14 protein-coding genes are annotated in these 12,593 nt (G+C 42.4%); 6 read left to right on the plus strand and 8 right to left on the minus strand.

The genetic code is table 11. The annotated features are described in order from the left end of the window. Window positions 1-278: 278 nt before the first annotated feature. Genes EKM67_RS04075 through EKM67_RS04090 form a run of 4 tightly spaced genes read right to left on the minus strand, consistent with a single transcriptional unit; the run spans window position 279 to window position 4,365 of the window. Window positions 279-1,577, minus strand: a complete 1,299-nt coding sequence (locus tag EKM67_RS04075; protein ID WP_125577545.1) for an ABC transporter substrate-binding protein — start codon at window positions 1,575-1,577, stop codon at window positions 279-281. Window positions 1,578-1,585: 8 nt separating this feature from the next. Continuing rightward, window positions 1,586-2,407 carry a carbohydrate ABC transporter permease gene (locus tag EKM67_RS04080; protein WP_125577547.1) on the minus strand — a complete coding sequence of 274 codons (822 nt, stop codon included), beginning with the start codon at window positions 2,405-2,407 and terminating at the stop codon, window positions 1,586-1,588. A 13-nt stretch (window positions 2,408-2,420) separates the two neighbouring features. Beyond that, window positions 2,421-3,314, minus strand: a complete 894-nt coding sequence (locus EKM67_RS04085; RefSeq protein WP_125577549.1) for a carbohydrate ABC transporter permease — start codon at window positions 3,312-3,314, stop codon at window positions 2,421-2,423. Beyond that, window positions 3,307-4,365, minus strand: coding sequence for an ABC transporter ATP-binding protein (locus EKM67_RS04090; RefSeq protein WP_125577551.1), 1,059 nt, complete (start codon window positions 4,363-4,365; stop codon window positions 3,307-3,309). The genes EKM67_RS04085 and EKM67_RS04090 overlap by 8 nt, the downstream gene beginning before the upstream one ends. A gap of 669 nt (window positions 4,366-5,034) precedes the next feature. Between EKM67_RS04090 and EKM67_RS04095 the strand changes: the two genes are divergently transcribed. Further along, window positions 5,035-5,604, plus strand: coding sequence for a GNAT family N-acetyltransferase (locus tag EKM67_RS04095; RefSeq protein WP_164506556.1), 570 nt, complete (start codon window positions 5,035-5,037; stop codon window positions 5,602-5,604). Window positions 5,605-5,706: 102 nt separating this feature from the next. On the opposite strand, the gene EKM67_RS04100 is transcribed toward EKM67_RS04095, so the two are convergent. Beyond that, on the minus strand, window positions 5,707-6,231 hold the full coding sequence (locus EKM67_RS04100) for a hypothetical protein (protein WP_125577556.1): 525 nt from the start codon (window positions 6,229-6,231) through the stop codon (window positions 5,707-5,709). A 22-nt stretch (window positions 6,232-6,253) separates the two neighbouring features. After that, the gene (locus EKM67_RS04105) at window positions 6,254-7,120 is read right to left on the minus strand and encodes a Cof-type HAD-IIB family hydrolase (RefSeq protein ID WP_125577558.1); all 867 of its coding nucleotides are present in this window, start codon (window positions 7,118-7,120) and stop codon (window positions 6,254-6,256) included. Between the two features lie 76 nt (window positions 7,121-7,196). Between EKM67_RS04105 and EKM67_RS04110 the strand changes: the two genes are divergently transcribed. The 4 genes from EKM67_RS04110 to EKM67_RS04125 all read left to right on the plus strand — a co-directional run bounded on the left by EKM67_RS04110 (window position 7,197) and on the right by EKM67_RS04125 (window position 10,031). Continuing rightward, window positions 7,197-7,886 carry a uracil-DNA glycosylase gene (locus EKM67_RS04110; protein ID WP_125577560.1) on the plus strand — a complete coding sequence of 230 codons (690 nt, stop codon included), beginning with the start codon at window positions 7,197-7,199 and terminating at the stop codon, window positions 7,884-7,886. 155 nt (window positions 7,887-8,041) lie between these two features. Then, window positions 8,042-9,025, plus strand: a complete 984-nt coding sequence (pta, locus tag EKM67_RS04115) for a phosphate acetyltransferase (RefSeq protein WP_125577562.1) — start codon at window positions 8,042-8,044, stop codon at window positions 9,023-9,025. Between the two features lie 15 nt (window positions 9,026-9,040). Continuing rightward, the gene (tsaE, locus tag EKM67_RS04120; RefSeq protein WP_125577564.1) at window positions 9,041-9,517 is read left to right on the plus strand and encodes a tRNA (adenosine(37)-N6)-threonylcarbamoyltransferase complex ATPase subunit type 1 TsaE; all 477 of its coding nucleotides are present in this window, start codon (window positions 9,041-9,043) and stop codon (window positions 9,515-9,517) included. Then, entirely contained in the window at window positions 9,507-10,031 is a 525-nt protein-coding gene (locus tag EKM67_RS04125) for a GNAT family N-acetyltransferase (protein ID WP_125577566.1), read from the plus strand. Before tsaE ends, EKM67_RS04125 begins: the two co-directional genes overlap by 11 nt. A gap of 71 nt (window positions 10,032-10,102) precedes the next feature. On the opposite strand, the gene EKM67_RS04130 is transcribed toward EKM67_RS04125, so the two are convergent. Together EKM67_RS04130 and EKM67_RS04135 are read right to left on the minus strand one after the other, a co-directional pair. Continuing rightward, window positions 10,103-10,636, minus strand: coding sequence for a 3'-5' exonuclease (locus EKM67_RS04130; RefSeq protein WP_125577568.1), 534 nt, complete (start codon window positions 10,634-10,636; stop codon window positions 10,103-10,105). Between the two features lies 1 nt (window position 10,637). Further along, a complete protein-coding gene (locus EKM67_RS04135) occupies window positions 10,638-11,408 on the minus strand; it encodes an exodeoxyribonuclease III (RefSeq protein ID WP_125577570.1) in 771 nt (256 codons plus the stop codon). Window positions 11,409-11,634: 226 nt separating this feature from the next. Between EKM67_RS04135 and murB the strand changes: the two genes are divergently transcribed. Further along, window positions 11,635-12,537 (plus strand): UDP-N-acetylmuramate dehydrogenase, encoded by a 903-nt coding sequence (gene murB / locus EKM67_RS04140; protein WP_125577572.1) that lies wholly within the window; start codon window positions 11,635-11,637, stop codon window positions 12,535-12,537. The last annotated feature ends 56 nt before the right edge of the window (window positions 12,538-12,593 follow it).

The following is a 12,593-nucleotide window of genomic DNA, read 5'->3' on the forward strand; positions in this document are numbered from 1 at the left end:
ATGCCGTTCAAGAATGTGCATAAACACTTTAATTATTTGATTGTCCTCTTGACAGGAGCCGAGCCATTGAACCTCTTTTTGTGTGTTTGATTATATGGCTGTTGTTTGAATCGACGAGGTAAAATAGGAATAGCTGATTTTTCTAAAATTTAAAAGTAAAATCCGCAAAAAACGGGTATTTAAAAGGGTGAGCACAAATTCATGTGCTCACCCTTTAAGGCATCTCAAAAGTTATGTTCTTTTTTTGTTGGTCAGTGCTGTCTTACGAAACGGTTGAACTATTCTTTGTTATCTTTGATGATCTTTTCAGTGGTTGTTTGGAGAGCAGTCAATGATTTCTTAACGGGTTCATTCTTCGTTAACATGGCATCGACAGTCTCTAACAACTTAGTCCGATATTCAGAGAAACCAAGGAAGGCGTTTGATTGGAAACCATCATCGAGTGAATCAACCGCAGCCTGGTTGTACGTGTTCTTCTTGAGGTAATTCTTGAAACTAGTTGTGCTCGTTGCAGATTTACGTAAAGGCACGTAACCTGTTGCCTGAGCCCACTTAGCAGTTTCTTTGGTAGACATTAAGTATTTCATGAATGCCCAAGCACCTTTTTTCTGTTCAGAGCTAGCACTCTTGAACATGACAATGTCGTTACCGGCAATTTCAGTGGCTTTTTTGCCATTGTAACTTGGTAGAGGCATTGTTCCCCAGTTAAGGGTCTTAGGAGCTTGTGCGACCATTTGAGTGACACCAGCAGATGAACCAGAGTAGAAGGCTGACTTGCCTTGCGTGAATGCTTGCGTCCAGTAGAAATCTTCACCGGCAGTTTTAGCAGTTTTATCATTGATCATATCCATGATGAAATTAGCAGCTTCCAGTGTGTCAGCAGTATCTAAGTTAGCTTTACCAGAAGTTGTGATCAATGGATTACCCGCTTGACGAGCTAAGCCTTCGAATTCCATATCCCAAGATTTATCGAAGCCCATTGAATAGATACCATGTGCTTTGAGGACTTCGCCATCCTTGGCGATATCTTGCCAGGTCGTTGGTTTTTTCAAGTTATATTTGTCCAAGATATCTTGGTTATAGTATAAAACACGAACCGATTTACTGAATGGGATCGAATAATACTTACCTTGATATTTCGAACTGCTGAGGAATGAAGGATAAATATCTTTTAAATCAGCGCTCGATAATTTGTTGCTGCCTTTGAGCATGTAATTGTCCAAAGGTTCGATCAGATTATTTTTGCTATAGTCGGGAACAGTGGTATAAGTTGTCTGTGCGATTACAGGGAGGCTGTCAGATTTGGCAGCTGCCATGATTTTTTGTTGTAAAGCTGTGTAATCGCCTTGTGCAGTACTGACAACCTTATATTTTGATTGTGAACTGTTGAAATCATTGATAATTTTCTTCAAGGCTTTTTGGTAAGGACCATTCATACCATTCCAAAAACTGATTTTAACAGGTTCGTCTGACTTTGCTTTCGAAGCACTTGAGGAATTTCCACAAGCTGCTAATGTCAGGGCCAAACCTAATGAAACAACTGTTAACAATGCCCGTTGCCAACTTCTTTTTTTCATTATTCTATCTATCCTTTCAATCCTGTTTTTGAGATGCCTGCAATAATGTACTTTTGAAGGAACACGTACAGAACTACCATGGGAATAATAACGAACGTCGATGCTGCCATGAGCAGAGCGTAATTGGTACCGGCATCAGAGGTGAATGCTTGCAGTCCAACTGGCAATGTCCGGAGGTTTTCAGTATTAGTCACGATCAATGGCCACATGAAGGCGTTCCATGAACCGATGACTTGTAATACTGTGACAGCTGTAATGGTTGATTTAGAGATGGGAACTAGGACGTGCCATAAGTAATGCCAGTCACTAGCCCCATCAATTTTAGCCGCATAATAAATTTGGTCGGGGACAGATTGGAAAGTTTGTCGCAGCGTGAAGACTGTGAAGAAACTGGCCAACCAGGGAATGATCAATGCACCGTATGTGTTCACTAAGTGCAGTTGAGATAAGGTCACGAAGTTAGGAATGATCAGCATTTCGCCGGGAACCATCATCGTCCCTAGAAAAATAACAAACAAAATGTTTTTGCCATAGAAATTCAAGCGAGAGAATGCAAAGGCTGCTAAGATACTCGTGAATAATTGGCCGACGGTGGTCAGAGATGTGACCACAACACTGTTGATGAAGTACCGGAAGAAGGGTGCTTCTTTGAGTGCGTCCACATAGTTGCTGAACATTAAGTGCTTAGGAATCCAAATTGGGGGAATCTTAACCGTTTCGGGTTGTGTTTTTAACGAGGTTGAAATCATCCATAGGAAAGGCATCAACATAATGATCGCGCCCAGAATCAAGATGACATAACGTAGGATTATGGCTGTTTTTCGTTTCATTATTTGACACCTCCTAATAATGAACATGACGTTTGCTGTACCAAAGTTGGAACATGGTAACGAGCAAGATCATGAAGAACAGCACGACGCCACTTGCAGCAGCAATGCCGTATTTCCATTCCGTATAGAATTTTTGGTACAAATAGTAAACGATCGTCAACGCCGATTTACTTGGACCAGGCGTCCCATTAAAGAGGGCAAAAATTTCATCGAAGACTTTGAAACTACCAATGACCCCATTAACACTGACTAGAAAAGTGATCGGTGAAAGTAGTGGAACCGTGACATTAGTGAATTGATGCCAAGAATTAGCACCGTCGATTTTTGCCGCTTGATAATAGCGTTCATTAATATTATTGAGGCCAACGAGAAAGAGGACGATGTTAAAACCGAGATTTTTCCAGACACTCATGATGATCAATGCCAACATGGCGTAACGAGGACTTTCTAACCAAGAGATGGCATTAACACCGAAGAAGCCTAAGAAATAGTTTAATAAACCATAATCACTGTTATAGATCCAGTGCCAGACTTGCGCAATCGCGACGGTACTCGTGACGAAAGGCAAGAAGTAAACGGTCCGGAAGAGTCCAGACAACCAAGTGATTCGATTCAATAGTAAGGCAACTGCCAGTGAAATGATGACGGTCAATGGCACTACACCGACAACGAAAATCAAGGTGTTTTTAACGGCGATATGAAAATCTGGATCTGAGAATAGAAACTTGAAGTTATCGAAACCATATTGCGAGACGATATCCCGAAAGAAGTCGTATTTTGTGTAGAAACTCATGATGAACGATTTAATGATCGGATAAATATTGAAGGTGATGGTAATGACCAACATGGGCAATAAGTAGAGTAGGGCTTTACCCGTTGACTTCAGCGTGGGCTTCTCATTAAGCATCTTGATCACCACCGAATATACGCGTGCCATCTTGGTCGAACAAATAAAAACCAGATTTTTGCAAGTACAGTGGTAACTCCTGACCTTCGGCAATTTCGGCTTCGATTTCGGTGGTTAATAATCGTTTGCCGTTGAAGTCAAGCAGGGCATTTTTTTCGCGACCGAATTTTTCAAAGGTTTTGACCTTGGTTGTGATCGTTGCCAGCGTTTCAGCACCAGTATCGTGATCTTGAAGTGCTTCTGGACGGATCCCGACTTTTTGCGTGCGTTTCAGCAATTCGGTATCGATCTGTCCCTTAAGTTCATCGCCAAAGTCGGCGATATCTAAGGTGTTGATCACAGGTTCGCCGATGAATTGAGCGACGAATAAATTGCTAGGGTTATCATAGAGTGTTTCGGCAGAACTGAATTGTTGAATCTGGCCACTGTTTAAAACCATGATATGGTCAGAAATATGCAGGGCTTCATCTTGGTCATGAGTGACAAAAATCGTGGTCACGCCAGTTTCCTGTTGGATCCGGCGAATTTCCTGACGCATTTCAATTCGTAAGCGCGCATCCAAGTTTGATAAAGGTTCATCCAGTAAGAGCAAACTAGGTTCCTTAGCGAGCGCCCGAGCAATGGCGACCCGTTGTTGTTGACCGCCAGATAATGAGCCGGGTTTTTTGTCGAGCTGATCTTCAATGTGAACCAGCTTTGCTAACTCAATTGCCTTTTTCTTGCGCTCAGGTTTAGGCACCTTTGCCATTTTCAACGGGAACATGATGTTGTCCAACACATTTAAGTGCGGATAGAGGGCATAGTTTTGGAAAACCATCCCAACTTTTCTTTGCAGTGCATCTTGTTTAGTGACATCTTCATCGCCGAAGAAAATTTGACCTGAAGTTGGTGCAAGTAAACCAGAAATCATCATCAATGTTGTAGATTTACCACAGCCACTCGGTCCTAAAATTGAAACTAAAGTTCCTTCAGGAATGGTAAAATTCAAATGATGCAAAATCTCACGCGAACCATCGTAGGATAGTGAGACATCTTTGAAAGTAACTTCCAACAGTTTCGCCCCTTTTATCTGTTTTCGACCACAATATAACTGATTAGTCTAGAAATATCATACAACATTTTGTGGTTGTTGTCTTGACTGTTTTTAAACTGAAAGCGATTTTTCAAATAGATATTTTTTCTTATCGTTTAATTAATTTTGAAAATATTAATGTTCAAACTTTAAAAATTCCGAGATAATGCGAGCTTGAATGATTTTTTTATGTGGAAATATATTCAGATCATTTTCGCTGATCATGAAGATTATTTGACGAAATATTTAGTTGCTATTGCGAAAAGACAATCAATAAATTGTCAAATCCAGATAAAGTTCGTATTTAACTGATAAAACTTCAATTAATTGACTGAATGTCTTTTAATATACACCAATTTACATTTATTGGCAAAAGCTGCGAGATGTTTGTTAATATTTACAGATTTTTATCCAAAATCACTCATTTGTCGTAATTTTGCACAAAAGATTAGCTTTGTGGGTTGTGTTTTTCAGAAGCAATCATATGATTAAGATGTCGATGTCTGCGCTTTCAAATGATGGAGATGGGCAGTCTGGGCTGAATTTGACTCAAGCGACTCATCGATGTTGAAAACTAACTTAATTGTTGGGCGATTTTTGACTAAGTTTGCTACAATGGAGTTAAATCTATATTTGGAGGTTGATAGAATGATTCGTCCTGCAAAAAAAGAGGATGCGCAAGATGCTGTCCCAATTTTAATGCAGATTTTAAACGACATGGAATTGAAGGCAATCAAAGATTTAGGTGCGGATCAAATTGAAGATCTGTTAGTTGCTGCATTTGCCAGCAAGACTTATCGCTATGGTTATCCGCAAACTTTAGTCTATGTAGATGATCAAACCAATCGTGCACGGGGCATTTGTGTGGGTTATCCGGCAGTTGCTGAGGCGACAATCGATGATGGGTTGACCCCTTATCTAGTTGCTCAGCATTTGCCTGACCAAACACAATTATTTGGTGATCAAGAAGCTTGGCCTAATGAATGGTATTTGGATTCATTGGCAGTAGCTCCTGATGCTCAAGGACACGGGATCGGTGGTCAGTTGTTAGATTTCCTGCCGAATTATTTGCAACAGAAGGGCGAAACTAAAATTAGTTTAAACGTTGATTTTGGCAATCCCAAGGCCAAACAATTGTATGTGCATCATGGGTTTAAGCATGCTGGTGAGATTATGATCGGCAGTCATCGCTATGAGCACTTGATTCGCCCACTTTAAAACTGGTCGAATTTTACGCCAAAAAGAGCCATGTCCATTCCGACTTTAGGATAAGTCAGGGAATGGACATGGCTCTTTTAGTTTGAGCTGTGGCTGCTAAAACTAATTTGGCACCACGTTAGCAAAAGGATTAAAACGATAAGCTGCTTTTTTCTGGGCGTTGATTGCCCATTGATTCAAAGTTGCCGCTACCAAAATACAGGACAATTTCTCGTCATCATCGCGAATCGATAATTTGAATCCATCTAAATTCTTCTTGACCAACGTCGGTTCAGCACTGAAAACGGTATGCACACCATGAGTGGCTTGATAGGTGTTTGTCGTCAGTGAGCCCATCACCGTCCAGTTTAATGTGGAGACAAAGGCGAACTGATGCCAAACGCCAGAAAGCTTGCGCATTTGACCGATGGCTTGATGGTTCAGTTCTAGCTGAAAAACTTTGCCGAAATTATTTTTAGTTTGGGCAATACTGCCTAAGTAATCGCCATCGATCGTTAATAAGTTCATGCTGCCTTGACCGAATCCGAATTGTCCCGTCAAGAGAAATAGGGGATGGTACTGTTCGTCGAAAATAAATTGGCTATTGATACCACTTTGATTCTGATTCAACAGATAATAGACTGTCATTTGATCCGTTCACCCCAATTAATCAACGTTGGGTGAGTGCCCACTGAATCGCTTGGGCGACACCATCATTTAAATTTGTTGCGGTTGTAAATGTGGCGACTTCTTTGATGGCAGGGATCGCATTGCCCATGGCCACACCAACGCCAGCAGCCGTGATCATCGAGAAGTCATTAAGATTGTCACCGATTGCCATGACTTCTTCTTTAGGAACACCTTTTTGGGCGGCGTAGTCTAAGAGCGCTAACCCTTTTTGGGCGTGAATACTGTTAATCTCAATATTATTAGGTGAAGAAGACGTAATCACGATTTCCTCACTTGACTGATATTTTTCACGGATCGACATAAACGCATCGGGGCCATGTTGTGAGAAGACTAGGATCTTCATGACGCGATAATCGGGATCTTTTAGAATGTTGTCGTAATTATCGATATAATTAATATTCATGATTTCCAACCGTGCAGCTGCAAGTGCCACGGCGATTTTGTAAGTGGTGTCTGGATTCAAGTTGACTAAAAGATCGGCGACGTGTTGGATCCGACGCACCTTGCTCTCGGAAAATACACCTTTATCCGAAACCAATTCGAAATAAAAATCGGCTTCGCGTAATTCGGCGACTAAATGATTGGCTGTTGTTCTTGCCAAAGGCTCATTGACGACTGATTCGCCCGCAAGATTGAAGACCTGCGCGCCATTTAAAGTGATATAAGCAGGATTGAGTCCGGCTTTTTTAAGAATAGGTTGCGCCTCACTGAGCCCACGTCCGGTTGCCACCATAAATTCGATCCCAGCTTCTTGCGCCTTTTGAATCGCGGCGACATTTTTCGGAGAAATCGACATTTTGTCATTCAATAATGTTCCGTCCATATCTGATGCAATAATTGAAATCAAAAAATCACCTTCTTTAATAGTTAATTTTAGTGTAGCATATAGGCAGAGAATATTGTAAAAAAAGGTGTGGAGAATAATGAAAGAACTAATACATAATGATTGGGAAGAAGTGCTGACGCCCATCTTTGCCTCCGAGCAATATGGTCAGTTACATCAATTTCTGCGCAATGAGTATGCTAATCAAACCATTTATCCAGAAATGCACCATATTTTTCAAGCCTTCGAGTGGACTAGCTTTGCCAATACGAAAGTCGTGATCCTGGGTCAGGATCCTTATCATGAGCCACATCAAGCACATGGTTTAAGCTTTTCGGTTTTGCCGGGGAATGTGCTACCACCATCTTTGCGTAATATTTATAAAGAATTGCAAACGGATGTCGGCGCTACACCTGTAAAACACGGTTATCTAAAATCTTGGGCGGATCAGGGCGTCTTGTTGTTGAACTCTGTTTTGACCGTTCGTGCACATCAAGCCTACTCACATCGTGGTAAAGGCTGGGAACAATTGACGGATGCGGCTATTAAGGCACTTGCCGAACGTGGTGGGGTCGTCTTTATTCTGTGGGGTAATGCAGCCAAGGCCAAGCGAGAATTCATCAATGAAACTAAAAATGCAGTGATCACCTCAGTTCATCCCAGTCCACTTTCGGCATCGCGGGGCTTTTTTGGCTCTCGACCATTTTCGCAAGCGAACGAAGCGTTGTTAAAATTTGGCGAGCAGCCGATCAACTGGCAACTGCCAAGTGAACCGGAAAATGCCGAATAGTTTTAGTTTGATTTATTGAGTTGAATTGGATAGAATAAAATCTTCAACGATACAGTCTTACCAAACTGTTATCAAGAAAATATAAATAACACTGGTACAATCTGAGCAAACGCGCTAGAATGATATAAAAAGCGCTTTCGTCTGGAGGAACAGAAATGGATTTATTTGAAAGTTTGAAAGAAAAGATCGATGGTAAAAATATTAAGATTGTTTTCCCTGAAGGGGTGGAGCCCAGAATTATTGGGGCGGCCGTTCGTTTAAAAGCCGATCAAGTTTTAGAACCAGTTTTATTAGGTGCACCTGAAGAGGTTGAAGAAGTCGCGAAGAAGAACGGCTTTCACGTTGAGAGTTTGCAAGTGATCGACCCAGAAACATATGAGACTGCCGCCTTTGATGAAATGGTTGCGGCTTTTGTGGAACGTCGCAAGGGTAAAGCAACCGAAGAACAGGCGCGCCAAATTCTGAAAGATCCAAATTATTTTGGAACGATGCTCGTTTATTTAGGACTCGTTGACGGAATGGTTTCGGGTATCATCCATTCAACTGGCGAGACCGTTCGGCCAGCACTGCAGATCATTAAGACTAAGCCTGGCGTTTCGCGGACCTCTGGTGCTTTTATCATGCAACGTGGTCATGGTAGCGAACGCTATCTGTTTTCAGACTGTGCAATCAACATTGATCCAAGTGCGCAAGAGTTGGCCGAAATCGCGGTTGAATCTGCCAAGACTGCCGAGCTATTCGACATCGAACCAAGAGTGGCAATGTTGAGTTTCTCAACGAAGGGTTCAGCAAAGTCCCCACAAGTTGATAAAGTCGCTGAGGCAACCAAGATTGCCCAAGAGTTGGCGCCAGAATATGCAATTGATGGTGAATTGCAGTTTGACGCGTCCTATGTGCCTTCAGTCGGCGCGCAAAAAGCACCAGATTCTAAAGTTGCCGGTAAAGCAACGGTTTATGTGTTCCCAGAACTTCAATCAGGCAACATTGGTTATAAAATTGCCCAACGTTTCGGTAATTTTGAAGCCATCGGTCCGATTTTGCAAGGTTTAAACAAACCCGTGTCAGATTTATCGCGCGGTGCAAACGAGGAAGATGTTTATAAATTAGCGATGATTACGGCGGCACAATCTTTATTGTAAGCAAGAGGCGATCATTTGGAATTTCAAACGAACAATGCAGAAGCAACTGAATTAGTCGGGCAGCAATTAGCACCTCTATTGCAATCAGGCGACTTGATTTTATTAGAAGGTGACTTAGGCGCCGGCAAAACAACCTTTACCCGTGGATTGGCGCAGGCTTTAGGCGTCAAGCGTGCAATCAAGAGCCCAACGTTTACGATCATTCGTGAATATCGTGACGGTCGCTTACCTTTATTTCACATGGACTTGTATCGGTTAGAAAATAGTCCCGCGGAAGACTTAGGCTTAGAAGAATATTTCGAAGGCAATGGCGTCTGCGTGGTGGAGTGGCCTGAATTTGGTGAGGATGTATTGCCAAAGGATCATTTACAGATCGAGATCAAGCAAATCGATGGGTTCGATGATCAACGTCTGTTTAGAATTGTGGCAGAAGGTGAGCGGCCCGGCGCTTTATTAGCTGCATTTAAGGAGCTTCGTGCTAATGAGTCATAGTGAAGTTGAAGTGACGATCCGTGCCGCGATTACCGAAGATGCAGCTTCACTGTTGGAATTCTGGCGAGCTGAAGTTATTCCCTGCGACTTTTTGGTTTCGGATGAGTTTGATGCTCAGATTTCACCACAGATTTTGGCGGACGAGTTAGCCAATATTTATGAATCTGACAATAACTTGTTATTACTTGCCTTTGAAAATGAAACCCTGATCGGCTACTTAAGAATTGAAGCCGATGAGAGTTATCAACGTGGTCATGTTGGCGAGCTCGGCATTATTGTCTCGCAACAATTTCGGCATCAAGGCTTAGGTTACGCGCTGATGGCTGATAGCTTGGATTGGGTCGCACACGAGTCGCAGTTGCGCCGGATCGAGCTCTATGTTCAAAAACGCAATCAAGTTGCCCAACGACTATATCGCCAGTTTGATTTTGAATTGGAGGGTGAGTCGCCGGCTAGCTTCCGCACTAAGGAAGGCGACTTGATCACGACCTTATTAATGGCGCGTTTATTTTAAAAGTGCGCGATAAAAAAGTTCGAATGAGTAATCATCATTCGAACTTTTTTGCCGTCTGGAAAAATATTGAGTTAAACGAGTGTCACTAGTTTCTTGATCGTGTCTGGACCGAATTGTTGTTCTTGCGTGAGCAAAATATTCGCACAGGCATATGTGTCAGCCAAAGCATTATGATGATTATTCAGCTCAATTTGTAAATATTTTGAAACGGTGTCTAATTTATGATTAGGTAATTGTGGATAAAGTTTGCGACTAGTTTTAACTGTGTCGATCGTTAGAAAATGAGGCGGTTCAATTTGATATCTTTGTAGGGTGCTCTGTAAAACCCTAATATCAAATTTTGCATTATGGGCAGCCACCAGTTGATCGGTCGAAAAAAGGGCTGCAATATGAGGCCAAACTTGTGCAAAGGTCGGCGCAGTCGCCACCATTGTGCTGGTGATGCCGTTAATTCTGGTGTTCCAATAATTGAACTCACTTTGTGGATCAATCAACGTATAAAAGTTGTTCACAATTTTGTCGTTACGCACCGCGACAATTGCCAACGAACAAGCACTATCAGGTTGGCGATTAGCAGTTTCGAAATCCATCGCGATAAAATTCATGTTAAGCTTCAGCTCCTAAATCTGGGATGACTAATTCGACGGGACAATGATCTGATCCGTAAATATCTGTGAGGATGTTGGCAGTGGTGATCCGATTCTTTAGGTCGTTGCTAACAATGAAATAATCGATTCGCCAACCGGCATTGTGATCGCGGGCGTGGAAACGATAACTCCACCAAGAATAAATATCGGTTTGGTCGGGATGCAGATAACGGAATGAGTCGGTAAAGCCGTTATTGAGTAAGGTAGTAAAACTTTGACGTTCTTCATCGGAGAAACCGGCGTTGTGATGATTCGTCTTGGGATTCTTCAAATCGATTTCTTCGTGAGCCACGTTGAGATCGCCACAAAAAATAACGGATTTTTGCGCAGCAAGTTGACTGACATAATCGCGAAAGGCTTGATCCCATTCTAGACGATAAGGTAATCTTTTCAGTTCACCTTGCGAATTGGGCGTGTAACAAGTCACTAAGTAAAATTCGGGATATTCCAGGGTGATGGCGCGGCCCTCGTGATCGTGTTCCGCGACACCAAGGCCATAACTCACGCTTAAAGGTTGGTGTTTAGCAAAAATGGCCGTACCAGAATAGCCTTTGCGTTCCGCGTAATCGAAATATTGGTGGTAACCCGGCAGATCGATTTCGACTTGACCTGCCTGCATTTTAGTTTCCTGAATGCAAAAAAAATCGGCATCGAGTTCCGTAAAAGTGGCTAAAAAATCTTTCTTGAGGATCGCCCGCAATCCATTTACATTCCAAGAAATAAATTTCATTATCTTCGCTCCGTTCTATCTGAATATGCTATTGTCATTGTAACAAATTTTGACAACAATGTATAAGTCACCGGGTCGTCATTAGTTTTATCAGTAAATAAATGGAAAAATTGGACGGTTTGAGTGCGCACATTCTTTAAAGTTATTTGATAGTTATTTACGCGTTTTTTTGGTAGACTAGTTTTAGAAGTTTTGTTACTGAGGTTACTTTGAGAAGGAAGATTACATGTCGATTTTTACGGATTTAAATATTCCCATACTTGAAAATACATCAATGAGTCACTACACCTTTACGCGAACTGGTGGACCGGCCGATTATTTAGCGTTTCCCGAAACCAATGCAGAAGTTGCGCAGTTGATCAAGCGCGCTCACAGTCATCATCTCCCGATTACGGTGATCGGAAATGCCAGCAACATGATTATTCGTGATGGCGGTATTAGTGGCTTAGTGATTTTGCTGACGCGGATCGAAGATATTACCCAAGATGGCCTTCAATTAGTCGTGAGTGCAGGAACACCATTGATGACCGTTTCTGAAGCAGCTTATCAGTTTGGGCTTGCCGGGCTAGAATTTGCAGCCGGAATTCCTGGCAGTGTCGGCGGCGCCGTATTTATGAATGCAGGTGCTTATGGTGGTGAAGTCAGTGACGTGATCACACAAGTTACCGTGTTGGATGAACTCGGTGAACTTCACGAGCTCAAGGGTGAGGAGATCCATTTTCGTTATCGACACAGTGTTGTTCAAGAAGCGCCGTTGACTGTGCTTTCCGCAACGTTTCAGTTACAGCCCGGTGACCCGGAAAAGATCCGTAAGACGATGGATGCCTATAATCAAGCGCGTGCGGCCAAACAGCCGTTGGATCTGCCATCTTGCGGTAGTGTCTTTAAACGTCCGACCGGTTATTATACGGGGCCGCTGATTCAGCAGGCAGGCTTACAAGGGAAGATTCTTGGTGGCGCCCAGGTTTCAACGAAACATGCCGGATTTATCGTAAATATCGATCACGCGACGGCGACAGACTACTTGAACTTGATTGCTTTGATTGAAAAAACCATTCAAGAGAAATTTGGTGTGACCCTAGAACCCGAAGTTAGAATCATCGGTCGCGAGAAAGATGAAACGAAGTAATTTGACAATACTGATAAATAACTTAATCGTACGAAATCAAAAAAGTCTGAATTCAT

Source organism: Lapidilactobacillus mulanensis (assembly GCF_003946215.1).
Lineage (GTDB): Bacteria > Bacillota > Bacilli > Lactobacillales > Lactobacillaceae > Lapidilactobacillus > Lapidilactobacillus mulanensis.

Bases quoted from the DNA above. Each gene is read 5' to 3' on its own strand.
- EKM67_RS04075 (WP_125577545.1), bottom strand. From the start codon at position 1,577: ATGAAAAAAAGAAGTTGGCAACGGGCATTGTTAACAGTTGTTTCATTA.
- EKM67_RS04080 (WP_125577547.1), bottom strand. From the start codon at position 2,407: ATGAAACGAAAAACAGCCATAATCCTACGTTATGTCATCTTGATTCTG.
- EKM67_RS04085 (WP_125577549.1), bottom strand. From the start codon at position 3,314: ATGCTTAATGAGAAGCCCACGCTGAAGTCAACGGGTAAAGCCCTACTC.
- EKM67_RS04095 (WP_164506556.1), top strand. From the start codon at position 5,035: ATGATTCGTCCTGCAAAAAAAGAGGATGCGCAAGATGCTGTCCCAATT.
- EKM67_RS04100 (WP_125577556.1), bottom strand. From the start codon at position 6,231: ATGACAGTCTATTATCTGTTGAATCAGAATCAAAGTGGTATCAATAGC.
- EKM67_RS04110 (WP_125577560.1), top strand. From the start codon at position 7,197: ATGAAAGAACTAATACATAATGATTGGGAAGAAGTGCTGACGCCCATC.
- pta (WP_125577562.1), top strand. From the start codon at position 8,042: ATGGATTTATTTGAAAGTTTGAAAGAAAAGATCGATGGTAAAAATATT.
- EKM67_RS04125 (WP_125577566.1), top strand. From the start codon at position 9,507: ATGAGTCATAGTGAAGTTGAAGTGACGATCCGTGCCGCGATTACCGAA.
- EKM67_RS04130 (WP_125577568.1), bottom strand. From the start codon at position 10,636: ATGAATTTTATCGCGATGGATTTCGAAACTGCTAATCGCCAACCTGAT.
- EKM67_RS04135 (WP_125577570.1), bottom strand. From the start codon at position 11,408: ATGAAATTTATTTCTTGGAATGTAAATGGATTGCGGGCGATCCTCAAG.
- murB (WP_125577572.1), top strand. From the start codon at position 11,635: ATGTCGATTTTTACGGATTTAAATATTCCCATACTTGAAAATACATCA.